This is a genomic window from Primorskyibacter sedentarius, from assembly GCF_004342065.1.
Lineage (GTDB): Bacteria > Pseudomonadota > Alphaproteobacteria > Rhodobacterales > Rhodobacteraceae > Primorskyibacter > Primorskyibacter sedentarius.
Map to the genome: position 1 here is coordinate 64,098 of NZ_SLZU01000007.1, position 25,594 is coordinate 89,691.

Sequence of the window (25,594 nt, forward strand, 5' to 3'; positions counted from 1 at the left end):
ATGAACCCGATCTGGCTCTTGCGGCTAACCCGCTGGGCCCGGCGCCCGCCCGGCCGCCGCATGCAGATCGTCGTGGGGGCGGTGCTTGTGCTGGTGCTGATCCTGTGGGGGATCGAACATTTCATCGGCTGGCCGGACGCGCTGACACCCGAACGCATCCCACGCCGCGTCATCCGCTGAGCGCGGCGCTCTCGCTTCGGATCAGGCTGCAAAGATCGTCGATGAAGGGCGCCAGCCGCGAACTGTCGGCCAGATCCTGATGGCAGCCAACCCAAAGCGGCACCCGGTGGCCGGGATAGGCACTGCCATATCGCTCCAGCCGGGCATCCTGATCGCCAAGGATGCAGGGAAGAATGGCGCAGCCGGTCCCCCGTGATGCCATCTCGCGCAGAACCACGAAGCTGTCGGACCGACCGGAAATCGTTGCGGGGTCAACAGTGCGCTGCATCCAATGCGCAGGTTCCGACCGCCCCAGCGCGCCGGTCAGGCCAAGCCATGTGTCTGTCCCGCTGCTGCCCCGCGCGCGATATGTGGCAAAGCCCAGTTCGGCAACCGCGCGGCCTGTCATGCCCGCGGGCAGCGCCGTTGCGGGCCGCACGGTCACATCCGCCTCCAGCCGGGACAGATCAAGATGGCCATTGGCGGCCAGCAAAGACACCTCATGACGCGGCATGGTTCTTGGCAGATCGGCCAGCACCGTGTTGCACAGCGTGTCGGTCGAGGTCAGCCGGACCACGTCACGTGGACCTTCGGCCCATTTCATCAACTGCCCGACGGCGGCCACGGCCTGGGCTGCATTGCGCGCCGCCTCGATCATCCGCGCACGGTCAGGGCGCACACGGTAGCCGGCCGCCGTGCGTTCGAACACTTCCGCGCCATGCGCCTCTTCGAAGGCGGCGACCCGGCGCAGGACCGTCGCGTGATTGACCCCCAGTTCACGCGACGCCCCGCTTACAGAGCCATTATCGGCAACCGCCAGAACAAAGCGCAGGTCATCCCAATTTGCGTTGTGCATGAATCGCAGGCCCGTTTGCATCTTTGAAGAATACTATTGCTGTCGTCTGAAACTATACTAACCTCTACGCGAACCTCGCATTTTCAGGGAGTCCAACGTATGAAAAAGATCGTTACCGCCACAGTGATTGCAGGTGTGATTGCCGGATCAGCAGCCCTTGCACAGGGCGACGGGTCCGCACAGATCAAGGCGCGGCAAGGCCAGATGCGGATTATCGCGCTGAACCTTGGCATCCTTGGCGGCATGGCGCAGGGCAAGATGGACTACGACGCCGAAGCCGCACAGAACGCCGCCGATTCGCTGGCAGGCGTGGCGATGGTGCACCAGCCGACGCTTTGGACCGAAGGCACATCAAGCCTTGATGTGGACGGGACGCGGGCGCTGCCGGAGATCTGGGAAGATAACGACGATTTCATGACCAAGTGGACTGCCTTTGCCGACGCTACAGTTGCGATGCAGGCTGCCGCGGGCACCGGCAAGGATGCAATTGGCCCGGCCATGGGCGCGCTGGGTGGCACCTGCAAGGGCTGCCATGAAAAGTATCAGGAACCCAACTGATTAGGATACGCTCTTGCTGCGTCGCCTCTTTAGATACCTTTTGCTGGCCGCGATTGTCGCGGCCGGTGTCGCGTTCTGGCTGACCCGCGCGGTGCCTCTGGAAGAGGACGCGCTGGCAGGCGCCGAAGGCGATGTCGAGAATGGTCAGCGCGTCTTTACCGCGGCGGGCTGCGCCTCTTGTCACGCCGCACCCGAGGCAAAGGGCGAAGACAAGCTGCTGCTGACAGGCGGTCAGGCCTTCCCGTCAGATTTCGGCACGTTCATCGCGCCGAACATCTCGCCCGACCCCGCCGAAGGGATCGGTGGCTGGACGCTGGCGGAATTCGCAAGCGCCGTGACGCGCGGCGTGTCGCCGGAGGGCAAGCATTACTACCCCGCCTTCCCCTACACGTCCTACGCCAGAATGGAGCAGCAGGATCTGGTCGATCTCTGGGCCTATATGCAGACCCTGCCCGCCTCTGACACGCCCAGCCAGGCACATGATGTCGGTTTCCCGTTCAATATCCGCCGCGCGCTTGGCGGGTGGAAACTGCTTTTCATGAATGATGACTGGGTGCTGAAAAATGCAGCGTCAGAGCAGGCGCGGCAGGGCCGCTACCTTGTCGAGGCATTGGCGCATTGCGGCGAATGCCACACGCCGCGCAACCTGCTGGGCGGTCTTGACACATCCCGCTGGCTGGCCGGCGCGCCCAACCCGTCGGGCCGGGGCCGCATTCCGGGCATTGCCCCCGGCACGCTGACCTGGACCGAAGACGAGATCGCCTATTACCTCGAAACCGGGTTCACGCCCGATTTCGACAGCGTTGGCGGCCATATGGTTGCGGTGGTCGAAAACATGGCGCTGCTGACCGAGGCCGACCGCTACGCGATTGCGGCCTATCTGAAGGCAGTCCCGGAACAGAGCGAGGAATAAACCACGCCTTACAATGAAAAACGGCGCCGCAGAGGATATCTGCAGGCGCCGTTCTGTTTTTCGTTCAAGGGGGCTCAGGCCCGGTTCAGCCTGGCATTCCGTGCGGCCTGAAGCTGCGCAAAGTCATCGCCCGCATGGTATGACGAACGCGTCAAAGGCGTGGCCGACACCATCAGGAAGCCCTTGCCATAGGCGGCTTTCTCGTAGGCGGCGAATTCGTCAGGATGCACGAAACGATCAACGGCGTGATGTTTTGGCGTGGGTTGCAGATACTGACCGACGGTCAGGAAATCGATATCCGCCGCACGCATGTCGTCCATGACCTGCAGAACCGCCTGACGATCTTCGCCCAGCCCGACCATGATGCCCGATTTGGTAAAGATCGTCGGGTCGATCTCTTTCACCCGCTGCAACAGACGCAGGGAGTGGAAGTAACGCGCACCCGGACGGACCTCCGGGTAGAGCCCTGGCACGGTCTCAAGGTTGTGGTTGAAGACGTCGGGCTTTGCCTCGACGACCGTCTCCAGCGCGGAGGCGTCACATTTCAGGAAATCCGGGGTCAGAATTTCGATCGTCGTATCGGGGCTGCGGTGGCGGATGGCTCGGATGGTCTGCGCAAAATGCTCTGCCCCGCCATCCTTCAGGTCGTCGCGGTCAACAGAGGTGATCACGACATGGTTCAGCCCCAGCTTTTGCACCGCATCGGCAACCTTGCCCGGCTCGAACACGTCGAGCGTATCAGGCCGGCCGGTCGCGATATTGCAGAACGTGCAGCCGCGGGTACAGATCTCGCCCATGATCATCATGGTGGCGTGCCCCTGGCTCCAGCACTCGCCGACATTGGGGCAGCCCGCCTCTTCGCACACCGTGACAAGCCCATGCTCGCGCATGATCTTTCGCGTGTCGGCATAGCCCTGGCCGCCGGGCGCCTTCACCCTGATCCAGTCAGGTTTCTTGGGTTGGGCATTGTCCGGGCGATGTGCCTTTTCAGGATGCCGTTCGGCTGGGATATTGAGATCGCGCACGTTTTATTCCCCGCGAAGCTGATGATGCCTTCGCATATCATAAGAAATTGCAGGGGGTAGTACCAGTAGCGCATGACTGCCATGCAGCCATTGCCTTTTTTCCGAGTGCCCCCTGCATCGCTTTCCGTTAGGAAAAGCGCGCAGTGCAGCTGCGGCATAACGTGAAAAATCACCAATTCGCTGCCACACAAGCGTCAGTTTGAAAAGCGTTTTTTCTGCAAACCTGCCATGCTGCAGTTGCAGCAATTCCTGATTGCGACCCATGAGGGATTCGCGCTAGGCCTCGGGGCAATTATGTCTCAGGAGATCAGGAGAATTCCGATGAAAACTGGCCTTCCCCTCCCACAGGTTACTTTCCACACACGTGTCCGCGACGAAGCCGTCGGCGGACCCAACCCCTTCCGCTGGCAGGATATGACCACGCAGGATTACTTCGCGGGCAAACGCGTCATCCTGTTCTCGCTGCCCGGTGCCTTCACGCCGACATGCTCCACCTACCAGCTGCCGGGTTTTGAAAAGAACGCCGAAACCTTTGCGAATTTCGGCATCGACGCCATCTATTGCCTGTCGGTGAACGACAGCTTCGTGATGAACAAATGGGCTGAAAGCCAGGGGCTGAACACCGTCAAGGTCATCCCCGACGGGTCTGGCGAATTCACCCGCAAGATGGGTATGCTGGTCGAGAAGAACAATCTGGGTTTCGGCATGCGCAGCTGGCGCTATGCGGCCATCGTGAACGACGGCAAGGTCGAAGCCTGGTTCGAAGAGCCCGGTATCTCGGACAATCACGCCGAAGATCCTTATGGCGTGTCGAGCCCGGAAAACCTGCTCGAATACCTTCAGAAGGAAGCGGCGGGAATCGCTGCGGAGTAATCTGCAATCCCCGGATAAAAACAGGCCGCCGCCCGGATCCGGGCGGCGGCTTTTTCACGTGCGGCGTTCATCCGATCAGGCCGCCCCCGGCGCCAACCACTTCGTCATAGTGACGCCGAAGCCGCTGCAACGCGATGCGCAGCACGATCTTGCCGGACCGCGCTGACCAGCCCATGCGCTTTTCCGCGGTTTCCATCCCCTCCAGATAGCAGCAGCACCGCAGAACCACGTCCCCCAGCCCCGGCCCCAGATCGGCCAGCGCCGCCGCGACGCGGTCACGTGCGGCCGTCGGGCCATAGCCGCGCAAATCCGCGCCTTCACCATTTCCGCGCGCCCCGCCCGTCAGGAAACTGTCCCAATTCTGCGCGACCCGAGGCCCCATCTGCGCCAGTTCAAAGTCTTCACGCAGACGTTCCCCGGCCTTCACCAGTTCTTCCGACAGGAATGGCTTGCCGTCATGGTCCCGGCGGCGCGCCAAAGCCGTCAACGGAGATTCGGCCAAGGAATAGCGCACGCGCTTTGTGCGCGGCTCGCCGTCAGTTTCAGTTGAGGCAGGCTTGCCTTCGAAACCGGCCTGCGCTTCGGCAAATCCGCGGGTGTCGTTCTCGCTGGCGGCGACAAGGCGGTTCAGTTCCGTCCGCCCTGCCGCCGTGATCTGGTAGCGCGAGATCCGCGCAGGCTCCCGGCAGGCGATCCAGTCTTTCAGCGCCATTGCCTGGGCGATACCACTGTCGACCACCGCCGTGCGTGTCGAAGTCCCGTCCCCTGTGTCCCGTAGGACGACGGCCTTGTCCATCTCGGCGGCCACAGCCATGACGGCGCCCGTTTCACACAGCCGCCGCAAGATGCGCAGCGCCTCGCGCTCCAACGTCTTGTCGTCGGGGGTCAAGTGGGGCTCGGTCGGAGAGTTGCTCATTTTGAAACGATCCTTGTCTGACGAGATGACGCGTACCGGGACGTGGTGATGGCCGAGCTTGCGCAGAGCGGCGTCGACCAACGGGTCGTCGCGCAGGGTTTCGACCTTGCGGACCTGCCGCAGCACGGTCGAGGCATGGCACCCCGACTCCCGGGCCAGCTGTCTGATGCTGATGCCCTCTTCGATGTGGTGCAGATAATTCCGTGCAGCGTCCGGTACCCACCCCGAAAGCGCGCACATAGTGCTGTTTTCTACGTCAAATCGCATGACCGTCCTCGCGTTGCCGTTACCCGTCCGAATTTTCCACTGCAGGCATCCGGATCAATTGAGTTAAATTTTTCACAACCTATGCGTGCATTTGTTTCCGGTTCGTTAACATGGTCATGGTTTTTTCATCATCCTTTCCAATCGATAAACAGCGCTGAACCGAGCGTTCGCATCGACCAATGCCTCCGCAACACCCGACAAAGTTGTGCAATGTTTTTCGCAGATCGAACGGAAAAGGACCCGACGCCATGCAAGACATTCTCAGCCTTCTGCACTCGCTCAAGCGCCCTCGCCTCTTGATCCGGGCCGCCCGCATCGGCGCGCAGGATTACCAGCGCACGGCACATCTGCCCCGGCTTCTGGGCTACGGCGCGCTGCCGCGTACCGGCCCGGCGTTGATGCGTCTTATGGAAATCGAATCGGAATTGAATGCCCGTCGCGAGGCAAGTGACGCGGGCTATTCCATCGCCCGGCATGTCGAATTGCTGGTGGCGATGATGGGCGAGGCCCGCGTGCTGCGCAGCGCGGGCCAGACCTGATGGGAATTACATGAAGGCGTCGGGCATCGACGCCTTCTTTTCGGCGACATAGGCGTTGAGCGCCTCGTTGATCGCCGGATCCAAGGCAGGCTGCTGATAATCGTTCAGCAGCTTTTCAACCCGCAAGGCGGCGAGCGCTTCGGAATCGCGCGCGCCCTCTTCGTCCCAGGTTTCAAACGGTTTGTAGTCGAAGGTTTCAGACCGCCAGAACGCTGTCTTGAAATGCGCCTGGGTATGCGCGCAGCCAAGATAATGACCACCTGGGCCCACCTCGCGCATCGCGTCCAGCGCCTGCGCTTCCTCGTCGATATTGACGCCTTGTGCGAATTTGTGCAGCGCCCCCAACTGGTCGGCATCCATCACGAATTTCTCGAAGCTCGACACCAGCCCGCCTTCCAGCCAGCCACAGGCATGCAGCATGAAATTGACGCCTGACAGCAGGCCCATGTTCAGGCTGTTCGCAGTCTCGTAGGCGGCCTGCGCGTCCGGCAGTTTCGATCCGCAGAACGACCCTGACGAACGGAAGGGCAGCCCCAGACGCCGCGCCAGCTGACCTGCGCCGTAAGTGACATGGCTGGCCTCGGGTGTGCCGAATGTCGGCGCGCCGGAATTCATGTCGATCGAGGTCACGAACGCACCAAAGATGACCGGAGCGCCCTTTCGGATCAGCTGCGAATAGGCGATCCCTGCCAGCACTTCGGCCAGAACCTGCGTCAACGTCCCCGCCACCGAGACAGGTGCCATCGCACCGCCAACGATGAACGGAGAGATCACCGAAGCCTGATTGTTGCGCGCATAGACCTCCAGCGAGCCCATCATCACATCGTCGAATGTCAGCGGAGAGTTGATATTGATGAGCGATGTCATCACCGTATTTTCCTGCACGAACTCCTTGCCGAAGAGGATTTCGCACATATCAACCGAATCCTGCGCCCGGCTGGGTTCCGTCACCGACCCCATGAACGGTTTGTCCGACAGCGTCATATGCGCCTGCAACATGTCCAGATGGCGCTTGTTCACAGGAATGTCCGTCGGCTCGCAAACCGTTCCGCCGGAATGGTGCAGCCATTTGGACATGTAGCCCAGCTTCACGAATTTGCGGAAATCTTCCATCGTGGCATACCGGCGACCGCCTGCGACATCACGCACGAAAGGCGGACCATAGACCGGCGCCAAGACCAGCGACTTGCCCCCGATCTCGACATTGCGGGCGGGGTTGCGGGCGTGCTGGGTGTAGCTTTGCGGCGCGGTGCTGCACAGCTGGCGGGCAAGGCCGCGCGGAATGCGCACGCGCTCGCCATCAATATCAGCGCCTGCGTTGCGCCACAGATCCAGCGCTGCGGGGTTGTTGACGAAATTGACGCCGATCTCTTCCAGCACGGTCTCGGCGTTATATTCGATGATCTCCAGCGCCTCGGTGGTCAGAACCTCGAAATTCGGGATGTTCCGCTCGATGAAGCGGGCCGTCTCGACGCTGACAGCCGTGCGTTCTGCCCTGCGTGCGGCGCCACCGCCACCCCGTGCGCGTCTGCGGCCTGCTGCTTCAACCATGTCTCGCCTCGCGATTTACCGCGCGGGCCCATCGCGGGCGCGCCTGTTCAAGCCTTTTACCGCGCGCATCGGCAGGTCTTTTTCCGGTTTCCGGCAGTTAAGAGGCGAAAACGACATCCGCGGTCATTCCTGACATCGGTATTGTTCACGCCCGATTGCCTTTGACCTTGCGGCAGGCAATGGGCATCATGCCCTAAAAAGCGGCAGAACGCCTAAAAACGGAGGATGCAGGCATTTCTGAATCACCAGCAGCAGTTTCCAGATCCGAACCGGAACGCAAAACCCTGACCTCGTCAGAGATTACCGCCGTCGCACATCTGTATCGCGGCGAGGTCTATCGCAGCACGATCTGGCGCACCCGGCTGGACACCACAACCAACTGGGCCGTGGTCACGCTGGGGGTTGCGCTGTCAATCTCCTTCGCCTCGCCCGACGCGTCGCCCTTGCCGCTGGTGCTGGTCGGCGTGCTGATCATCCTGTTCCTGATGCTGGAGGCGCGGCGCTACCGCTATTTCAATGTCTGGCGCGCCCGTGCCCGCTGGATGGAGGTGCATTTCTACGCGCCCATGCTGGCCGATGGGGATCTGCATCTTGAAGAGGACTGGCAGAAGGTGCTGGCCAATGACTACCTGCGCCCGCGCTATCACGTGTCATCCATGGTGGCGGTCGGGCGGCGTATCCGGCGCAACTATCTGTGGATTCTGCTGATCCAGGCGATGGCCTATATGGGCAAGCTCGTGGTCCATCCCACCCCTGCGCAAACTGTCGAAGAGGTCATCCGCCGCGCCGATGTCGGCCCCCTGCGCGGAGAGGTCGTGATTGGAATCGGCCTGCTTTATGTCCTTACATGGGCCGGCATCGCGATCTGGAGCGCGCGGATGGATTCTCGCCGCGGCGCGATCCGGGGCACGGAACAGTCCAGTTCCATGGGCTAGGGCCCAAGCCCGGCCCCGCCTGTCACGCCCGCGCCAGCCGGGTCTTGCGAAGCACGCGGCAACGGGCTACGAGCTTTGCCCATGAGCCAGACATCGCATGACCGCCTCCTTATCATCGACTTCGGATCCCAGGTAACGCAGCTGATTGCGCGCCGCCTGAGAGAGCTGAATGTCTATTGCGAAATCCACCCCTATCAGAAGGTCACCGATGCCTTTCTGAAGGAGTTTGCCCCAAAGGCCGTGATCTTCTCGGGCGGACCGGATTCGGTGACCCGCGAAGGCAGCCCGCGCCCGCCCAAAGCGGTCTATGACCTGGGCGTGCCGATCCTTGGCATCTGTTACGGCCAGCAGGTCATGATGCAGGACCTTGGCGGCCGCGTCGTCGGCGGCGAAGGCACAAGCGAGTTTGGCCGCGCCTATGTCACGCCCGAACCTGACCGGATCGACCTTCTGCAGGGCTGGTTCATGGACGGATCGGGGCGCGAGCAGGTCTGGATGAGCCATGGCGATCACGTGGCCGACCTTGCCCCCGGCTTCAAGGTTTTCGGCACCTCCCCCGGTGCGCCCTATGCCATCACCGCAGATCTCGACCGACGGTTCTATGCCGTGCAGTTCCACCCCGAAGTGCACCACACCCCCAACGGCAAGACGCTCTACGAGAATTTCGTCAAGGATGCCGGGTTCACGGGCGACTGGACGATGGGCGCCTACCGCGAAGAAGCGATCCGCAAGATCCGCGAACAGGTCGGCGATGCCAAGGTCATCTGCGCGCTTTCGGGCGGCGTTGACAGCTCCGTCGCGGCCGTTCTGCTGCACGAAGCGATCGGCGATCAGCTGACTTGCGTCTTTGTCGATCACGGGCTGTTGCGCATGAACGAGGCGACCGAAGTCGTCACCATGTTCCGCGAACATTACAACCTGCCTCTCATCCATGCCGATGAAAGCGCGCTGTTTCTTGGCAAGCTGGACGGCGTGTCCGACCCGGAAACCAAGCGCAAGATCATCGGTGGTCTGTTCATCGAGGTGTTCCAGAAATACGCCGACCAGATCGAAGGCGCAGAATTCCTGGCCCAGGGCACGCTTTACCCCGATGTCATCGAATCGGTGTCGTTCAGCGGCGGCCCCTCGGTCACCATCAAGAGCCACCACAACGTGGGCGGCCTGCCTGAAAAGATGGGGCTGAAGCTGGTCGAACCGCTTCGCGAGCTCTTCAAGGACGAGGTCCGCGTTCTGGGGCACGAGCTTGGCCTACCTGCCAGCTTCATCGGCCGCCACCCCTTCCCCGGCCCCGGTCTGGCAATCCGCTGCCCCGGAGAGATCACCCGCGAAAAGCTGGAGATTCTGCGCAAGGCCGACGCGGTCTATATCGACCAGATCCGCAAGCACGGCCTGTATGACGAGATCTGGCAAGCCTTTGTCGCGATCCTGCCCGTTCGCACGGTGGGTGTAATGGGCGATGGTCGGACATATGACTTTGCCTGCGCCCTGCGCGCGGTGACTTCTGTCGATGGGATGACAGCCGATTACTACCCTTTCACCCATGAATTCCTGGGCGAAACGGCCACACGAATCATCAACGAGGTCAAGGGCATCAACCGCGTCACCTATGACGTGACCAGCAAACCGCCCGGCACGATCGAGTGGGAATGACCCGCAGCGCGCAAGCAGGCAGGCATCGCCCGCAGACGCGCGCAGTGGCAGAGTTCGCCTGAACAGGCAACGCCCGGCCCTTTCGATTCCGAACCGGGGTCAGGCGTTCTTACCTCCAGCGCACCCCCATCATTGCCAAGGATACACGATCCAGTCGAAGCACCGCCGGTCCACACCAGTAGCTGGCATCTGCGTCCATGTTGACTCGATCCTGATAGTATACAATCATACGAAAATTATTTGAGAAGGATCAGTGACGTGGCTGCACCGACCCTGAGCCGCATCGGCTGCCCAATTGATTTTGACAAGAACGGTTACCAAGCAGGCTATGCCCGCGCCCCCCACTCCCGCAACAATGCCGGGTGGGGTGTCATCGAGATTCCGATGATCAGTATCAAAAACGGCACCGGCCCCACCGTGCTGCTGACCGGTGGGCTGCATGGCGACGAATATGAAGGCCAGATCGCCATTTCGCGGCTGGCGCAAAGCCTCGATCCCGGCGAAATTCAGGGGCAGGTCATCATGATGCCCTGCGTGAACGTGCCCGCCGCCCTGGCAGACAAACGGCTATCACCCATTGACGGGCTTGATATCAACCGCTGTTTTCCCGGTGACCCGCGCGGCAGTTTCACACCGATGCTGGCGCATTTTCTGGACAGTGTCGTGCTGCCGCATGTCGATATTTCGGTCGATATGCACACAGCCGGCCACAGCCTCGACGCAGCACTGTCGACCAACATGCATCACGTTCAGGACGCCACCAAACTGCGCAGGACCATGGCCGCGGCAGAGGCTTTCGGCGCGCCTTACAACGTGGTCTTCGCGGGGGTCGATGAGGGCGCGACCTTCACCTCCAGCGTCGAGGCGCGGCGGCTGATCTCTCTGGGCACCGAACTGGGTGGCTGGGGGCGCGTCAGTATTGACGGGGTCAAGGTCGGCTCTCGCGGCATCCGAAATATTTTAAAACATTTCAATATTCTGGAGGGCGAACCTATCGCGAAACACGAGGATGGGACCCCCTTCACCCGCCACATGATGGTGCGCGACACAGAGGCCTATCTGACCGCCCCAAAATCGGGTATTTTCGAGCCCACGAATTACCACGGCGCGACCGTCTTCAAGGGGCAGATCGCGGGGTATCTGCATTTCCCGGAGGATATCGGGACGGCGCCCACGATCCTGCAATACCCCAGTTCCGGCGTGATCTGGATGGGCGGTGGGCCCGGCCGTGTCACGCGCGGGGATCCGGTCGCCGTGCTGATGGAAGATTACCGCGATGACTGGCTCTGAGATGCGGACGCCCCGCTCCTCCACCAGAACGCCCCGTCGCGGCAGAAAGAACAAGCGGCCCAATATCCTGTACATCATGTCAGACCAGCACGCGCGCCGCGTTGCGGGATGTTACGGCGACAGCGTGGCGCAGACCCCGAATATTGACCGGCTGGCGGCGCGGGGCGTCTGTTTCGACACCACCTATTGCCCCTCTCCGATCTGCGTGCCCAGCCGGATGTCGGCCTTCACCGGGCAACACCCGCATGAGCAACGATGCTGGACCCTGCAGGACCATCTGAGCAGCGACCGGCCAACATGGATGCACGCGCTCGGCGCGGCCGGATATCGCCCCACGCTTGCCGGGCGCATGCATGCTGTCGGACCGGATCAGATGCACGGCTTTGTCGAACGTCTGGGCGGTGATGCGGGTCCGAACTGGCCGGGCGTGCCTGCGCAAAGCCTTGGCCCGCTGGCCTGGGCACAGGGGCCGGGTCCGACCTCGCTCAAACGCTCGGGCACCGGGCGGTCGGGCTATCAGACCGTCGACGAAGAAACCGCCGCCATTGCCTGCGACTGGCTGGCAAGCAAAGGGGCCGAGACCACGAAGGAGAGCGATCCCTTCTGCCTCATGGTGGGCTTTCTTCTGCCGCATTGCCCCTTCGTTGCGGACCCCGCCGATTATGCGGTGTTTGACGGCAAGGTGCCGCCGCCCTCATTGCCAATGGCGGACCCGGAACATCCGTGGCTCGTGCGCTGGCGGCGTGATTGCGGCGTGGGCAAGGCCGATGTCGATGACATGATGCGCGCCCGCACGGCCTATTACGCGCTGGTGATGCGGATGGACCGGCTGATTGGCACGGTGCTGGACGCGCTGGAACGGGCCGGTCTCGATGACAATACGCTGATCATCTATTGTTCGGATCACGGGGAACAGATCGGCGAACATGGCCATTGGTGGAAGAACACGTTCTACGAGGATTCGGTCGCCGTCCCGCTGATCATGTCCTGGCCCGGCCGGTTGCCGCAAGGCGTCAGGCGCGCTCAGGTCACCAACCTGATCGATGTCGGCGCGACGCTGATCGACGCCGCCGGTGCGCCGCCCCTGCCCGCCTCGCATGGGCGCAGCCTGTTGAAGCTGTGCAAAACGCCCGTGCCGCGATGGGAAAACGTGACCTTCTCGGAATATGTCACCGACACCACGGCCAACTGGTGCGGGTCTGAACCGACGCGACAGCGCATGATCCGCAAGGGCCGCTACAAGCTGATCTATATCGACGGCTATGAACCGCTGCTCTTTGATCTCGAAACCGACCCCGGGGAGACATGCGATCTGGCCGCCGACCCCGACCTTGCCGATATCCGGTCGCAGCTGACCGCCGAAGTGCTGGAGACTTGGGATCCGACAAGGATCGCTCAGGACGTGCGCAACCGAGAGCGGGAAAAGGCGATCCTGCACGAATGGGCCAGCCAGACCCGGCCCGAACAGCAATATGTCCGGCGGCTGGAGCCGTCCGAAAGCTGGCTGGAGCCGCCCTCGTCAGGGATTGCCGCCCGCAAGCAGAAATGAAGCGCGTCCTGATCGTGGCCCTCCAGCAGGAGGTGTCCAGCTTCAACCCGGTGCCAAGCACGCGCAGTGATTTCACCGTTCATGCAGGTGACGAGATGCGTCGCGCCTATGCAGGCACAGACACCTATACTGGCGGGGCGTTGGGCGTGCTGGAGTCTGCAGAGGGCATCGACCCGATCTGCGTCTATTCCGCAATCGCCTGTAGCGCAGGCGCGTTGGCGCATGACGACTATCTGGACCTGAAAGCAGAGCTGTTGGCCGCAATCGCCGCACAGATGACGCAGGCCATTGACGGTGTGCTGTTCCTTCTGCACGGGGCCATGGCCACCACGGCGGAAACCGACCCTGAGGGGGACATACTGGAATCCGTGCGCGGGCTTGTGGGCCGCGCCCCGGTCTTTGCCATGTCACTGGATTTGCACGGGATATTGACGCGCCGCATGATCGCGGCCTGCCCCGCCTTCGAGTGTTTGCGCACATATCCCCATGTCGATTTCGCCGAGACCGGCGCGCGCGCCGCCCGGCTGTTGCTGCGCCAGTTGCAGGAGGATCTGACGCCGGTTGTGGCCCGGCTGCGCCTGCCGATGCTTGTGCGCGGGGATGAATGCATCACGCAAACTGGCATCTTTGGGCAATACATCGCGCGGGCGGTGGAACGGGTCGCGTCGGACGGGCTGATCGGTGCCAGTGTGTTGATCGGCAACCCATTCACCGATGTGCCAGAGCTTTGCTGCCAGGTTCTTGCCATCAGCAACGGGGATCCTGCCGGGGCAGAGCATGCCGCACGGGCCATTGCGGAGGGCTTCTTTGACCACCGCGCGCAATTGCAGGCTGATCTTGTCTCGCTGGATGCGGCTGCGGCGCTGGCGGCTGCGGGTCGCTTCCCGCTCGTGCTCAAGGATGCCGCGGACGCGCCCAGTTCCGGTGCCTCCGGCGACTCGATGGAGGTTGTGCGCGCGCTGCTTGATGCAGGCTGCGAGGCGACGATCCTTGCGCCTGTTGTCGATGCGCCCTGCACCGCCCTTGCGCACAGCATGGGGGTCGGTGCGTCCGGTCGCTTCACGCTTGGTGGCAGCTGCGACAGCCGGTTTGCCCCGCTGGAACTCGACGCGACGGTCGCAATGCTGTCGGACGGGCAATACCGGATGGAAACCTGGGGCGTCATGGAACAGGCCGGCCCCTGCGCCAAGCTGCGCGCAAGCAATCTGACGGTAATCGCCACGTCCCGCGCGGTGCAGCTTTTCGACCGGTCGCTCTTTCTGGCACATGGCGAGGATCCGCGAAATCATCAGATTATCGTGGTGAAATCCCCCCATTGTCAGCACCGCTATTTCGATGAATGGGCCGATACGGTGGTGTCGGTCGATGCGCAGGGCGCAACCTCTGCCCGGCTGGAACGGCTTGGCCACAGGCTTTGCCCGCGCCCGATCTATCCCCTTGATCCGGAGACCGTTTTTATACCGGAGGTAGAGATCTTCGAACCCCTCTGACGCAGGTGATAGGTCAGCGCACTTACAATGAAAAGCCGCAGCTTCTCTGCTGGCAATTCGCTGTCCGGGTCCAGATGGATCGCGCGATTGCCCTCATAGCTGAACGCATCGGGAAACAGCGTGCGAAAATCGGAAATCAGCGTTGTCTGGCAATGTGTGTAGATCGCCACGCCGCCAGGCTTCGGCACGCCCAGCCGGATGGTTGATCCGGCCTTTGTCTGCGCGGTCAGATAAGCAGGCTGTCCCCATTTCAGCGTCTCGAACACGGGCCCGACACCCGGCGTGTCGGCTGCCGCCTCGAAGATCAAACCGCGCAGCGCCACCAGATACGGACGCGCCCGTTCAGGAAACCCGTCGAAACAACGCGCGACTTCAGGGTCCTCGAAAGCGGGTGTGGCTTGCAACATGGATGAAAGGCTAGGCCCGCGCGGCAGCTCTGTCAAAGGCGCGCAGGCACCCGACCCTCACAGATTGCGCAATCGCGGGTCCAACGTATCGCGCAAGCCATCACCGATGATGTTCAGCCCCAGCACGCTCATCGCGATCGCAATGCCGGGCGTCAGCGCGACCCAGGGCGCTTCCTGTATGTAGGACCGACCCTCGGCGATGATGTTGCCAAGGCTGGGCGTTGGCGGCGGCGGGCCGACCCCCATGAAGCTCAGAACCGCTTCGGCAAGGATCGAGATCGAGAAGACAAAGGTCAGCTGCACGATAAGCGGCGGCAACGCGTTGGGCAGGATGTGTTTCAGAACCAGCCGTGTGTGACTGGCACCGCAGGCGCGGGCGGCCTCCACATAAGGCATCTCTTTCAGCACCAGAACAGAGCTGCGCACGATGCGCGCGGTGCGCGGCGTGAAGGTGATGGTCAGCGCCAGGGCCGCATTGGCGACCGACGGGCCGAGAACTGCCGCCAGCGCGATGGCCAGCAGAATGCCGGGAAAGGCCATGAGCCCGTCCATGACCCGCATGACAGGGCCATCCAGCCAGCGCAGATAGCCGGTCAGCGTACCAAGGATCACGCCCAGCACGCCGGTTGCGACAACCACCAGCAGCCCCACCAGCAATGACAGGCGGGTTCCGTGGATGACCCGGCTCAGGATGTCGCGGCCAAAGGCGTCGGTGCCAAAGATGTTCACCGCGTCAGGGGCGCTCAGCAACGCGCGAAAGTTGTTCTTGTTGGGATCGAAAGGCGCAATCAGATCGGCGAACACCGCCAGCAGGACGACAAAACCGAACAGCACGCCCCCGACCCGGATGGACCTGTGCCGCAGCGCCATGCCCAGCCCCAGCCGGGCCCGCGCGCCCCAAGCAGAAGCCATTGCGGCGCTGTGCGCCTGCGCTTTACCTGTCATGCCGGACCCTGGGATCGACGATGGTATAAAGGATATCCACCGCGATATTGACGAAGACAAAGATCGCCGCCGTCATCAGCAGCCCGCCCTGCACGATCGGATAGTCGCGGCTCTGGATCGCGCCGATGATCAACCGGCCGACTCCGGGCAACGAATAGACAACCTCGATCACGACGGTACCGCCCAGCAGCAGACCGGTCATGATCCCGACCAGCGTGATCACCGGGATCAGCGCATTGCGCAGCGCGTGTTTGAACACGACCAGCCCGCGCGGCATCCCCTTGGCCCTGGCCGTGCGGATATAGTCCTGCCCAAGCTGTTCCAGCATGCTGGACCGGACCATGCGGGCGATGACCCCCATCTGCGTGATGGCCAGCGTGACGGCCGGCAGGGTCATGCTGCGCAGCCAGCCCAGCGGGCTTTCGGCAAAGGGGGTGTAGCCGCCGGTCGGGAACCAGCCCATGCCCACCGCAAAGAAGAAGATCAGCACAAGGCCGAACCAGAAATCCGGCAGCGACAGACCCAGCAGCGCGCCCGTCATCGTCACCTGATCGACCCAGGTATCGTGCTTCGTGGCCGCCAATACACCCAGCAGCACCCCGAAACTCACCGCCAGGACCAGGGACATGCAGGCCAGCGACAGCGTCACCGGCAGCCGTTCCACCACCGCATCCAGAACCGGGCGGTGCAGCAGGTAGCTTTGCCCAAGATCGCCGCGCAGCAGGTTGGCATACCAGTGCAGCGCCTGCACATGCAGCGGCTGGTCGAGCTGGAGGCGCTGTCGTATCGCCTCCAGCTCTGCTTCTGTGGCATCGGGTCCGGCGATGTGGGAGGCGACATCGCCGGGCACAAGCCACATCAGAAGGAAGGTCACAAGCGACACCACGAAAAGCACCGGGATGGCCGACAACGCGCGGGAGAAAATGTAACGCGTCACCTGCGAGCCCCTTTTCGTGTCCCTTCCCTATCGCAACCGGTGCCACGGAAACATGCCACCCGTTACGCCCTGCCGCCCCTGCGGCAGATCAGGTGAGGTCTTACCGGGCCGCTGCGTGATCCGCAGGGCCGCAGCCCCCTAGTCTTCCAGCCAGATGTCGTTCAGCCGCGGCGCCCGGAAGGGCCGGAACCCTTTCAGCCGCGCCGAACCCGCCTGCATGCGTCCAACATCGCCCAGTTTGATTTGCGGCACCAGATCGTAAATCGCGGTCTGGATATCCGCAAAGGCCTGTTGCCGGTCCTGCACCGTCTTGCCGGTGATCAGACGGTCATAAGCCTCGTCAAACACCGGGTCCGTGCCCCGCATATGGGTCTTGTCGCCGGTCATCTTCGCGGCCATCCCATAGGGTCCAAGGAAGGGCTCGAGCCCCTGCATCAGCGTCCAGCCGTTCCAGCCCTCGTCGCTGTGGCGGATCTTCAGAACCGTCGCCCAGTCATGCTGCTTGACCACGGCATTGATACCGATCGCGTTCAACTGCCCTGCCAGCACCACGGCCGCGCGGGAATGCTCGGCATAGTTGGGATCGGTGAGGATCAGGAATTCCTCGCCCGCATAATCCGACTGCGCCAGAAACTCCCGGGCCTTGTCCGGATGCGCGGTCTCGTAGATCTCTTTGCCGATATCGCCCGCATTGTAGGTCCGGCCGGGATATTGCCAGCCGTGGTTGAGGTCGTAGAACCCTTCGGTGGCGATCGCCATCACCTCTTCGGGCTCTATCGCGTAAAGCACCGCACGGCGGAAATTCACGTCATCCGTGGGCGGCAGGTTCCAGTTCATGATGAAGGTCATGAACGCCCATTGCCGCGCCTCATAGACGTTCAGGGTTTCATCCGACATCATCCGCTTGGCGGCAGGCACCGGGATCTGGTCGGCCCATTGCACCTCTCCGGCCTCAAGTGCGGCGACGCGCGCGCCGGCCTCGGGGATGATGCGATAGATCGCGCGATCCAGATAGGCCGTCTTCTTGCCGCCAAACCCCGTGGCACCCTGAAAATCCTCGTTGGGCACGTAGCCGTCGAACCGTTCCAGCGTCACGTGATCGTCCGGAACAAACTCCACGAACCTGAAAGGGCCGGTCCCGATGATCTCTATCTCGTTGGCCGGTTTCGCGGCCTCTTCGGCGGGGATGATCACGGCAGGTGCGCGCGGGGAGGAAAACCCCTCGATGAAGGTCGGCGTGGCCTCTGACATGTGAAAGGTCACCTCGTAGGGGCCGGTGATTTCGATCTCTTTCACCTTGTCGAGCATGCCGCGCGTCGCCCCCATCTCGCGGTAGCGTTCAAGCGAGGCTTTGACATCCTCGGCCGTCATCTCCTTGCCGTTGTGAAACAGCACACCCTCGCGAAGCGGAAAGACATAGGTCAGCAGGTCATCCGACGCCTCGATGCTCTTTGCCAGCATCGGGATCGGATCGACATTCTCGTCAATGGCTACCAGTGCCTCGAAGATATTCATGTTGATGTTGCGCGCCGATTCCGACGACGAGGTCATTGCATCCAGACTGGGCGGGTTGGCGCTTTGCGCCAGCACCAGCTCCCCTCCGGCGACCTGCGCAGACCCCGATGTGGCCGCAAATCCAAGCATCGCCGCCGCCACGGCTATCGCCCGGCCCAATACGCTGGTACTCTTGCCTGATTGCCGATCGCGCATAGCATTCCTCACTGAAAAGAAAGAGTTTTTCGGGTGCCCGTCATTTTGTTGCTGGACGGAAAGATGCTCTTCGTATGATTGTATACGATGAAAGACTTGATGCAATCGATAATTGTGAATACGAATTATCATGACGCGCGACAAGTTTCGACTCAACCCCCGGCAGACCCGAAAGCTCGGGTCAGGATCTACAGGACAGTTCATGATCAAGGCGACAGCGACCACATCCAAGGCAAAAGATCAGATTGCCCCGATTGCGCCCAAGATGCTGGCGGAAACGATTGTCGACGCGATTGTCGAGGCGGCAGCCCGCGGCCAATACCTGCCCGGCGACCGGGTCGTCGAGGCGGATCTGGCCCGCCAGCTGAATGTCAGCCGCGTGCCGGTGCGAGAGGCATTGCGCCTGCTGGAAAGCCGCGGCGTGGTAGAGAACATGCCCTATCGCGGCATGCGCCTGATGGAGGTGTCCCGCGACAGCATGCGCAGCCTGCGCAAGGTTCGCATGACGCTGGAAATGCTGGCCGCCAGCGAGGTGCAGGAACGCGCCCGCCACGAACCCGGCCTTCTCGACCCGATTGTCGACTGCGTGCAGGAACTGCGCGAGGTGGCGCAGGCCGAGGATTACTATCGCACCGCCCTTTTCGATATCGAGTTTCACCGGCGCATGTGTCTGCTGACCGGCAATCGCGCCTTGATGCAGGCATGGGAGCCGCTGGCGCTGCAACTGACCATCGTCATCGGCCTGTCAACCTATCTCCAGCCCAGTCTGGATGACATCGTCCGCGAGCATGAAGAGCTTCTGTCGATCCTGCAGGGCGGCACGCATGAGGATCTGGAAAAGCACATGCACACCCATATCCTCGAAGTCCCCGACGCCGTGAATTACGAACGCCTGCGCGACGGCGAGGTGCGCGTCAGCTCTGAAGAGCCGTAATCGGGTAATCGTCCCCGGCCTCGGCCAGCAGGCGCATCAGCAGATTGTGCATATCGCGCAGACGGGCGGGGTCCTCTCCGACAAGGTTATGCTGCTCGTAAGGATCGCGCGACAGATCGTACAGCATCCACGGCCTGACCCCATCATGGGCATTCCCGATCACGGCGTATTTCGCATCCCGCGTCCGAAGCCCGCGCCATGTTTCGTCGTGATAGCGCCGGTTCGGGCGCAGCTCGGCCGTGAATTCCAGTAGCACGGCATCGCGGTCTGGCAAAGCGCCCTGCCCCGTGACAAATCCCGACAGGTCCAGCCCCGGCAGATCCGGCGCCGCCCCGCCGCCCAGACCGACAAGCGTGGGAAAAAGATCCTCGGTGCATAGCGGCATGTCACAACGCCGCCCCGGCGCGACCAGATCAGGGTCGCTGGACCACAGCATCAGCGGCACACCGATGGATTCCTCGAACGGCTCTCCCTTGCCCAGCATGCCGTGACTGCCGCCAAGCTCTCCGTGATCGGACAGGAACATGACAATCGTTTCGCGCCCCGATGCGGTGGCCTTCACCGTCTCCAGCAGCGCGCCCATGTTGCGGTCGATCTCTTCGATCATCGCGTAGTAGATCTGCATATTGGCGACAAAGATCGCCTGCCGCTCCTTACCCGTCACCTCCTCCAGCGTGCGACCATCCTGTGCCATTTTCTGCCATTCCGGCGGGAAGGCCCGGATCGCCTGCACATCGACATTGGGCCGCCAGGCGTAATTCCCACGCGAGGTCACCTTTTGAATGGCCTCCTCGGGCGCGGTGAAAGGCGGATGCGGTGCTTCCACCGACAGGATCAGAAAGGACGGGTCGTCACGCGGCACCGACAACCAATCGCGGGCGCGTTGAAACAGCGCGTCGGTCTGGTAGCCCTCCAGCGGGACGGGCTGATCCGCCTCGCCTTCGAACAGATGCGTGTCGTAGAAATCGTTGCGCAGCTCGAACCCCTGCCAATCGGCAAAGCCGCGCCGGTGGCTGGCGGGGATCGGCGTGCGGTTCGCCTCTTGCAGCGTCTGCCCGCCGACAATCCCGTAAAGCGAGTAAAGATGCCATTTGCCAAGGTATCCGGTGTGATATCCGCAGCCCTGCATCGCCTCGCCCAGGGTGCGTTCGGCCGGCGATAACCGGTAGCCAAGCGAGGGCACCATACGGCTATGGGCATATTCGCCGGTCAGGAAGGAAAACCGGAATGGCACGCAGGATGGAAAGGTCGCGCACATGGTATCGAATACCAGCCCCTCTCTGGCCATGCGGTCGATGACAGGCGTGCGCAGGTTGTTATCCCCGTAAAGGCTCAGCGCGTGGCGGCGCAGCTGATCGACCAGCACCACCACGATATTCGGGCGGGCGGTGCCCATCTCAGAGACTGCCCACCGCGTATTTCTCGATCACGTCGAAATTGGGCTCGAATCCCAGCCCCGGCACGTCCGGCACATCCATGAACCCGTCCCGTTGCACGAACGGGTCGCGCGCAAGGTTGCGCGACAGCTCCGACGGCTCCACGCAATATTCCAGCACATAGGCATTGGGCACCGCAGACAGGAAGGTCAGCGACGCGGCCGTGTTCAGATCTGTCGTGAAATTATGGTTGGCCACCAGAACCCCCTTGTCCGCCGCGTATTGCGCGATCTTCATCGCCTGCGTCAGGCCGCAGCGCGTCAGATCAATCTGTGCCAGCCCGATGCCGCCCTCGTCAATCAGCCGCTGGAACCCGCGCAAGGTGCATTCCTCCTCGCCCGCGGCCAACCTTTGAGTGATGTTCTGCGATATCCGGCGATAGCCGTTCAGGTCGTCAGGATGGACCGGCTCCTCGATCCAGGCAAGACCATAAGGTTCAAACAGTTTTGCCCGCTGGATCGTGGTCGTCGCATCCCAGATCAGCCCGACATCCAGCATGATGTCGAAATCCGGCCCCGCCGCCTTGCGCAGCGCGTCCAGATAGGCGCAGTCACTGGCCGGGTCCTTGCCGAACGGCTCCCACCCGAACTTGGCGGCGGTAAAGCCCTCATCCATCGCCGCGCGCAGACGGTCGGCGGTCGCCTCGGGCGTGAACTGGAACATGTTGGAGGAATAGACCCGCAGCTTGTCGCGGTAACGCCCGCCCAAAAGCTTCCAGACCGGCTGATCCAGCGCCTTGCCCTTGATGTCCCACAGCGCCAGATCACAGCCCGCCATCGCCTGAATGACCGCCCCTTCGCGCCCGTAATACAGCGTGCCCTCGTACATCTTCGTCCAAAGCCGCGCGACATCCATCGGGTCTTCGCCGATCAGCAGGTTGCGCAGCCCGGTGACAATCGTGTGGGACATCGGCGCATCGATGATGGCCTTGACCACCCAGGGGCAGCCATCGACCTCTCCCCACCCGGTCACGCCCGCATCCGTATCAATGCGCACCAGCAACGCATCCTGAGAGCTGTCGGTCCGCGCCTTGATCTCCGGCAGCCGAAGATAGACTGCGCTGACATCCGTGATTTTCATGCGAGGCTCCGATCCTTTTTCGCGCAGCATTGGCCACGGCGCACAGGCGCTGGCCGAAATCCCTGTTTCCCGCCGTCTACAATGCGGCCGGTCCCGCTGCGCCATGACTCCCGTTTCGGGAATTGTATGATCGTATACGAATATCGCAAGTCGCTATTTTGCAACGCGTCTTTTACCGCCGGGCGTGCATAATGGCCAATATGCAGATTCGGAGTTCCGACATGTCGGTCGCACCCTTGCTATCTGTCCGCGGACTGGAGGTCCGATCCGGTGGCGTCGCTCTTGTCGAAGCGGTGGAGCTTGACCTGCTGAAGGGGCAGACACACGGGCTTGTCGGCGAATCCGGCAGCGGCAAATCCATCTCTGCCATGGCGATCATGCGTCTGCTGGACGCCGCGCAATTCGAGGTTGAAGCCCAGCATATCTCCTTCGAGGGGCGCGAGCTCCTGCGGCTGGACGAAGGCGGGATGCGCCATGTGCGCGGGGCCGAAATCTCGATGATCTTTCAGGAACCTATGACGGCGCTAAACCCGGTGCTGCCGGTGGGCGAACAGATCGCCGAGACGCTGCGCGTGCACCAGCGCCTGTCCCGCACCGCCGCCCGCAAACGCGCCCTTGAAATGCTGGACTGGGTGCGCATCCCCGCCGCAAACCGGCGGATCGACGAATACCCGCATCAGCTTTCGGGGGGCATGCGGCAACGGGTGATGATCGCCATTGCCATCGCCTGTCAGCCCAAGCTGCTGATCGCCGATGAGCCCACCACCGCATTGGACGTCACCATTCAGGCGCAGATCCTCGAACTGCTCCACGATCTGCAATCAGAGCTGCATATGGCGATCCTGCTGATCACCCATGATCTGGGCGTGGTGGCGGGCTATGCCGACCATGTGTCGGTGATGTATGCCGGCCGGATCGTCGAGACCGGCACGACAGAACAGATTTTCGACGCGCCACTGCACCCCTATACCGAAGGTCTGCTGCGCAGCCATCCGCCCGTGGATGCCGATCTTGCAGAGCTCGCCACGATCCCCGGCACGGTCCCCGAACCGCATCTGCGCCCCGAAGGCTGCCGTTTTGGCCCGCGCTGCGCCCATTTCCGCGAAATCTGCGATCAGGCCGATCCGCGTCTGATGTGGTTTGCCGATCACCACCGCGCCGCCTGCATCCGCCCCAGAGGCTACGTCGTCAACGATCTGCTGGAGGTGGAACATGGCTGAACCGCCCATGCCCTACCTGCGCGTAAGCAACCTGACAAAGCATTTCTCTGCCGGGCGGGGCGGTTTTTTCAGCGGCAAACGCGGCGTTGTACGCGCGGTGGAAGATGTCTCTTTCTCCGTGGCGCGCGGCGAAACGCTTGCCATTGTCGGCGAATCCGGCTGCGGCAAGACCACGCTGGGCCGCCTTATTCTGCGCCTGATAGAGGCCGATCACGGCCGGATCGAGATTGCGGGCACGGATATTCGCACCCTTGACGATACTGCCATGCGCAAGCTGCGGCGCCGGTTGCAGATCGTCATTCAGGACCCGTTCGGCTCGCTCAACCCGCGCATGCTGATCGGTCAGGCGATCATGGAACCGCTCGACATCCACGCCGTCGGCACCAATGCAGAGCGCCGCGCAAGGCTGGCCGAACTGCTTGACCTCGTGGGCCTGCCGCAGGACTTTGCCAACCGCTTTCCGCATCAGCTGTCGGGCGGGCAGCGTCAGCGAGTCGGCATCGCCCGCGCTCTGGCGCTGGAAACCGATCTTCTGGTCTGCGACGAGGCTGTCTCTGCCCTTGATGTCAGCGTGCAGGCGCAGATCATCAACCTGCTGCAAAAGCTGAAACGCGAACGCGGGCTGACCTATCTTTTCATCAGCCATGACATCGCAATCGTGCGCCATATCGCCGACCGGATCGGCGTGATGTATCTGGGCGAGCTTGTCGAGATCGCCCCCCGGGCGCGGCTCTTCAGCACCCCTGCCCATCCCTACACGCAGGCGCTGCTGAAATCCGCACCGCGCGCCCGCGTGCATGAACGCCCCGAGATCGTGCTGAAAGGCGACATACCCAGCCCGATCGATCCGCCCACGGGCTGCCGGTTTCACACGCGCTGCCCGCATGTGATGGAGATCTGCCGCAGCACGCCCCCCGCCCGCACCCAACTGGCCCCGGGGCATGCCGCCCGCTGCCACCTGCTTGACCCCGCTCTTGCCGCCAAAGGACAGACCGCATGACCGCACAGCCCAATATCGTCGTGATCTTTGCCGACCAGCACCGCGCTGATGCGATGGGCTGCGCGGGCAGCGCCTTTGTCCAGACGCCAAATCTTGACCGGCTGGCCTCCGAAGGTGTGCGGTTCCAGAACGCTTACACGCCGTGGCCAGTCTGCACCCCCGCCCGCGCGACCATGTGGACCGGCGTCTACCCGCATGCCCATCGGATCATCGACAATGTCTATGACATCGATAACGCCTTCGAAAGCGTGGGCGCGGTCAAGCGCACCGTCTTCGATCAGCTCCGGCAGGCGGGCTACCTGACCGCGCATTTCGGCAAATGGCATCTGGGCGACGGCCACCCGCCCTTCTTCGATATCTGGGAGGAAAGCTTCAACAGCCGCGTGGGTCACTGGGTCGACGGGCGGCTTGACGGGCAATACCGGCCCACCGTCCAGACCGATGCCTGCATCGCGTTTCTGCGCGATCAGGCCGCAGACGGCAACAACCAGCCCTTCGTCATGGTGCAAAGCTATTACCCGCCGCATGACCCGTTCACCGCGCCCGCGCGGTTTTACGAACCCTTCCGCCACAAGGGCGTGCCCTTCGCTGGCTACTATGCCGCCGTCAGCGCGCTCGACCACGAAATCGGCCGCATCCTCGATACACTCGACGCCACCGGGCTGCGCGAGGACACGATCGTGCTTTATTATTCCGACCACGGAGAGACGTTTCGCTACCGGCCAGAGGGCGAACATAAATTCGTCTGCACGGATGATTCCATCCGCATCCCGATGCTGATTTCCTGGCCCGGCACCATCGCTGCGGGTGCTGTACGGACCGATCTGGTGGGCCTTCAGGATCTGACGCCGACGCTTCTGGATTTTGCAGGCGCCCCCCCGCTTTCGCCGTGCCACGGCCACAGCCTGAAGCCAATGCTTGACGGCTGGCCCGTGCCTGACTGGCGCCGGGCCTTCTATGTCCAGACCATCACCCATGTCAGCGCCCTGCATCAACGCGCATGGCTCAGCGAAGGGTGGAAGCTGATCGTGTCGGATGACGGCAATCACGAGCTTTTCAACCGCCATGCCGACCCCGAGGAAGAAATCAACGTCTTTGAGACCCCGCGCCCCGATCCCGGCTTTGACCGCTACACGCATTACCCGTCGTACCGCCCTGTGATCGACACCATGGTGCAAGAGGCCGCGGCCTTCGCCCAAAGCATCGGTGATGACGAAGGCGCGGCGCTGTTCGGGCAGCTTGCCTGACGCAACTGAATCTTGTGGCAATCCAGCCGCGCCACACCAGATATCGGGGGCGTTTTCGGCTGCATTTTTCGGCGATGAAACCGGCTGGCACCCGGAAAACGCACGCG

General features: G+C 62.5%; 24 protein-coding genes. 14 read left to right on the top strand and 10 right to left on the bottom strand.

Annotated features, from left to right (window positions below):
• Positions 1-180, top strand: coding sequence for a hypothetical protein (locus tag EDD52_RS11435; RefSeq protein WP_132245039.1), 180 nt, complete (start codon positions 1-3; stop codon positions 178-180).
• Here EDD52_RS11435 and EDD52_RS11440 read toward each other — a convergent pair.
• Positions 170-1,015: a LysR family transcriptional regulator gene (locus EDD52_RS11440; protein WP_165907520.1), complete on the bottom strand. Its 846-nt coding sequence runs from the start codon at positions 1,013-1,015 to the stop codon at positions 170-172. The genes EDD52_RS11435 and EDD52_RS11440 overlap by 11 nt on opposite strands.
• Before the next feature lie 99 nt (positions 1,016-1,114).
• On the opposite strand from EDD52_RS11440, the gene EDD52_RS11445 reads away from it, so the two are divergent.
• The gene (locus EDD52_RS11445) at positions 1,115-1,573 is read left to right on the top strand and encodes a c-type cytochrome (RefSeq protein ID WP_132245043.1); all 459 of its coding nucleotides are present in this window, start codon (positions 1,115-1,117) and stop codon (positions 1,571-1,573) included.
• A gap of 16 nt (positions 1,574-1,589) precedes the next feature.
• Positions 1,590-2,486 carry a cytochrome c gene (locus EDD52_RS11450; RefSeq protein ID WP_132245252.1) on the top strand — a complete coding sequence of 299 codons (897 nt, stop codon included), beginning with the start codon at positions 1,590-1,592 and terminating at the stop codon, positions 2,484-2,486.
• A gap of 74 nt (positions 2,487-2,560) precedes the next feature.
• On the opposite strand, the gene lipA is transcribed toward EDD52_RS11450, so the two are convergent.
• Positions 2,561-3,511: a lipoyl synthase gene (gene lipA, locus EDD52_RS11455; protein WP_132245045.1), complete on the bottom strand. Its 951-nt coding sequence runs from the start codon at positions 3,509-3,511 to the stop codon at positions 2,561-2,563.
• 321 nt (positions 3,512-3,832) lie between these two features.
• On the opposite strand from lipA, the gene EDD52_RS11460 reads away from it, so the two are divergent.
• Complete coding sequence (locus EDD52_RS11460) at positions 3,833-4,384, top strand: peroxiredoxin (RefSeq protein ID WP_132245047.1); 552 nt, start codon at positions 3,833-3,835, stop codon at positions 4,382-4,384.
• Between the two features lie 67 nt (positions 4,385-4,451).
• On the opposite strand, the gene EDD52_RS11465 is transcribed toward EDD52_RS11460, so the two are convergent.
• Positions 4,452-5,567 (bottom strand): DUF6456 domain-containing protein, encoded by a 1,116-nt coding sequence (locus EDD52_RS11465; RefSeq protein ID WP_243651909.1) that lies wholly within the window; start codon positions 5,565-5,567, stop codon positions 4,452-4,454.
• A gap of 248 nt (positions 5,568-5,815) precedes the next feature.
• Between EDD52_RS11465 and EDD52_RS11470 the strand changes: the two genes are divergently transcribed.
• Entirely contained in the window at positions 5,816-6,106 is a 291-nt protein-coding gene (locus EDD52_RS11470) for a DUF6477 family protein (protein ID WP_132245049.1), read from the top strand.
• Positions 6,107-6,112: 6 nt separating this feature from the next.
• On the opposite strand, the gene EDD52_RS11475 is transcribed toward EDD52_RS11470, so the two are convergent.
• A complete protein-coding gene (locus tag EDD52_RS11475) occupies positions 6,113-7,657 on the bottom strand; it encodes a trimethylamine methyltransferase family protein (RefSeq protein WP_132245051.1) in 1,545 nt (514 codons plus the stop codon).
• A 317-nt stretch (positions 7,658-7,974) separates the two neighbouring features.
• Here EDD52_RS11475 and EDD52_RS11480 point away from each other — a divergent pair, with 317 nt between their 5' ends.
• From EDD52_RS11480 to EDD52_RS11500, 5 genes are all read left to right on the top strand, one after another.
• Positions 7,975-8,592 (top strand): DUF2270 domain-containing protein, encoded by a 618-nt coding sequence (locus EDD52_RS11480; RefSeq protein WP_424449914.1) that lies wholly within the window; start codon positions 7,975-7,977, stop codon positions 8,590-8,592.
• 81 nt (positions 8,593-8,673) lie between these two features.
• Complete coding sequence (gene guaA / locus EDD52_RS11485; protein ID WP_132245055.1) at positions 8,674-10,242, top strand: glutamine-hydrolyzing GMP synthase; 1,569 nt, start codon at positions 8,674-8,676, stop codon at positions 10,240-10,242.
• Positions 10,243-10,500: 258 nt separating this feature from the next.
• Positions 10,501-11,532, top strand: a complete 1,032-nt coding sequence (locus EDD52_RS11490; RefSeq protein WP_207906014.1) for a succinylglutamate desuccinylase/aspartoacylase family protein — start codon at positions 10,501-10,503, stop codon at positions 11,530-11,532.
• Positions 11,519-13,081, top strand: a complete 1,563-nt coding sequence (locus EDD52_RS11495) for a sulfatase family protein (protein ID WP_132245057.1) — start codon at positions 11,519-11,521, stop codon at positions 13,079-13,081. Before EDD52_RS11490 ends, EDD52_RS11495 begins: the two co-directional genes overlap by 14 nt.
• Positions 13,078-14,571, top strand: a complete 1,494-nt coding sequence (locus EDD52_RS11500) for a M81 family metallopeptidase (RefSeq protein WP_165907521.1) — start codon at positions 13,078-13,080, stop codon at positions 14,569-14,571. Before EDD52_RS11495 ends, EDD52_RS11500 begins: the two co-directional genes overlap by 4 nt.
• Here the strand turns inward: EDD52_RS11500 and EDD52_RS11505 are convergent.
• The 4 genes from EDD52_RS11505 to EDD52_RS11520 all read right to left on the bottom strand — a co-directional run bounded on the left by EDD52_RS11505 (position 14,511) and on the right by EDD52_RS11520 (position 18,570).
• Positions 14,511-14,978 (bottom strand): DUF1801 domain-containing protein, encoded by a 468-nt coding sequence (locus EDD52_RS11505; protein WP_132245061.1) that lies wholly within the window; start codon positions 14,976-14,978, stop codon positions 14,511-14,513. The genes EDD52_RS11500 and EDD52_RS11505 overlap by 61 nt on opposite strands.
• Before the next feature lie 57 nt (positions 14,979-15,035).
• A complete protein-coding gene (locus tag EDD52_RS11510; RefSeq protein WP_132245063.1) occupies positions 15,036-15,923 on the bottom strand; it encodes an ABC transporter permease in 888 nt (295 codons plus the stop codon).
• Complete coding sequence (locus EDD52_RS11515; protein ID WP_165907522.1) at positions 15,913-16,860, bottom strand: ABC transporter permease; 948 nt, start codon at positions 16,858-16,860, stop codon at positions 15,913-15,915. The genes EDD52_RS11510 and EDD52_RS11515 overlap by 11 nt, the downstream gene beginning before the upstream one ends.
• Before the next feature lie 138 nt (positions 16,861-16,998).
• Positions 16,999-18,570, bottom strand: coding sequence for an ABC transporter substrate-binding protein (locus EDD52_RS11520; protein ID WP_132245065.1), 1,572 nt, complete (start codon positions 18,568-18,570; stop codon positions 16,999-17,001).
• 202 nt (positions 18,571-18,772) lie between these two features.
• On the opposite strand from EDD52_RS11520, the gene EDD52_RS11525 reads away from it, so the two are divergent.
• Positions 18,773-19,504: a GntR family transcriptional regulator gene (locus EDD52_RS11525; protein ID WP_243651910.1), complete on the top strand. Its 732-nt coding sequence runs from the start codon at positions 18,773-18,775 to the stop codon at positions 19,502-19,504.
• On the opposite strand, the gene EDD52_RS11530 is transcribed toward EDD52_RS11525, so the two are convergent.
• Positions 19,485-20,900: a sulfatase-like hydrolase/transferase gene (locus EDD52_RS11530; protein ID WP_132245067.1), complete on the bottom strand. Its 1,416-nt coding sequence runs from the start codon at positions 20,898-20,900 to the stop codon at positions 19,485-19,487. The two genes, EDD52_RS11525 and EDD52_RS11530, sit on opposite strands and share 20 nt — an antisense overlap.
• A gap of 1 nt (position 20,901) precedes the next feature.
• Complete coding sequence (locus tag EDD52_RS11535) at positions 20,902-22,020, bottom strand: mandelate racemase/muconate lactonizing enzyme family protein (protein ID WP_132245069.1); 1,119 nt, start codon at positions 22,018-22,020, stop codon at positions 20,902-20,904.
• Between the two features lie 221 nt (positions 22,021-22,241).
• Between EDD52_RS11535 and EDD52_RS11540 the strand changes: the two genes are divergently transcribed.
• The 3 genes from EDD52_RS11540 to EDD52_RS11550 are packed head-to-tail and all read left to right on the top strand — an operon-like array spanning position 22,242 to position 25,487.
• Entirely contained in the window at positions 22,242-23,240 is a 999-nt protein-coding gene (locus EDD52_RS11540) for an ABC transporter ATP-binding protein (RefSeq protein WP_132245071.1), read from the top strand.
• Positions 23,233-24,240: an ABC transporter ATP-binding protein gene (locus EDD52_RS11545; protein WP_132245073.1), complete on the top strand. Its 1,008-nt coding sequence runs from the start codon at positions 23,233-23,235 to the stop codon at positions 24,238-24,240. The genes EDD52_RS11540 and EDD52_RS11545 overlap by 8 nt, the downstream gene beginning before the upstream one ends.
• The gene (locus tag EDD52_RS11550; RefSeq protein WP_132245075.1) at positions 24,237-25,487 is read left to right on the top strand and encodes a sulfatase family protein; all 1,251 of its coding nucleotides are present in this window, start codon (positions 24,237-24,239) and stop codon (positions 25,485-25,487) included. The genes EDD52_RS11545 and EDD52_RS11550 overlap by 4 nt, the downstream gene beginning before the upstream one ends.
• The last annotated feature ends 107 nt before the right edge of the window (positions 25,488-25,594 follow it).

Excerpts from the sequence above, each read along its gene's own strand:
- EDD52_RS11435 (WP_132245039.1), top strand. The coding sequence starts at position 1 with ATGAACCCGATCTGGCTCTTGCGGCTAACCCGCTGGGCCCGGCGCCCG.
- EDD52_RS11440 (WP_165907520.1), bottom strand. The coding sequence starts at position 1,015 with ATGCACAACGCAAATTGGGATGACCTGCGCTTTGTTCTGGCGGTTGCC.
- EDD52_RS11445 (WP_132245043.1), top strand. The coding sequence starts at position 1,115 with ATGAAAAAGATCGTTACCGCCACAGTGATTGCAGGTGTGATTGCCGGA.
- EDD52_RS11460 (WP_132245047.1), top strand. The coding sequence starts at position 3,833 with ATGAAAACTGGCCTTCCCCTCCCACAGGTTACTTTCCACACACGTGTC.
- EDD52_RS11465 (WP_243651909.1), bottom strand. The coding sequence starts at position 5,567 with ATGCGATTTGACGTAGAAAACAGCACTATGTGCGCGCTTTCGGGGTGG.
- EDD52_RS11470 (WP_132245049.1), top strand. The coding sequence starts at position 5,816 with ATGCAAGACATTCTCAGCCTTCTGCACTCGCTCAAGCGCCCTCGCCTC.
- EDD52_RS11475 (WP_132245051.1), bottom strand. The coding sequence starts at position 7,657 with ATGGTTGAAGCAGCAGGCCGCAGACGCGCACGGGGTGGCGGTGGCGCC.
- guaA (WP_132245055.1), top strand. The coding sequence starts at position 8,674 with ATGAGCCAGACATCGCATGACCGCCTCCTTATCATCGACTTCGGATCC.
- EDD52_RS11495 (WP_132245057.1), top strand. The coding sequence starts at position 11,519 with ATGACTGGCTCTGAGATGCGGACGCCCCGCTCCTCCACCAGAACGCCC.
- EDD52_RS11500 (WP_165907521.1), top strand. The coding sequence starts at position 13,078 with ATGAAGCGCGTCCTGATCGTGGCCCTCCAGCAGGAGGTGTCCAGCTTC.
- EDD52_RS11505 (WP_132245061.1), bottom strand. The coding sequence starts at position 14,978 with ATGTTGCAAGCCACACCCGCTTTCGAGGACCCTGAAGTCGCGCGTTGT.
- EDD52_RS11510 (WP_132245063.1), bottom strand. The coding sequence starts at position 15,923 with ATGACAGGTAAAGCGCAGGCGCACAGCGCCGCAATGGCTTCTGCTTGG.
- EDD52_RS11520 (WP_132245065.1), bottom strand. The coding sequence starts at position 18,570 with ATGCGCGATCGGCAATCAGGCAAGAGTACCAGCGTATTGGGCCGGGCG.
- EDD52_RS11525 (WP_243651910.1), top strand. The coding sequence starts at position 18,773 with ATGATCAAGGCGACAGCGACCACATCCAAGGCAAAAGATCAGATTGCC.
- EDD52_RS11530 (WP_132245067.1), bottom strand. The coding sequence starts at position 20,900 with ATGGGCACCGCCCGCCCGAATATCGTGGTGGTGCTGGTCGATCAGCTG.
- EDD52_RS11535 (WP_132245069.1), bottom strand. The coding sequence starts at position 22,020 with ATGAAAATCACGGATGTCAGCGCAGTCTATCTTCGGCTGCCGGAGATC.
- EDD52_RS11540 (WP_132245071.1), top strand. The coding sequence starts at position 22,242 with ATGTCGGTCGCACCCTTGCTATCTGTCCGCGGACTGGAGGTCCGATCC.
- EDD52_RS11545 (WP_132245073.1), top strand. The coding sequence starts at position 23,233 with ATGGCTGAACCGCCCATGCCCTACCTGCGCGTAAGCAACCTGACAAAG.
- EDD52_RS11550 (WP_132245075.1), top strand. The coding sequence starts at position 24,237 with ATGACCGCACAGCCCAATATCGTCGTGATCTTTGCCGACCAGCACCGC.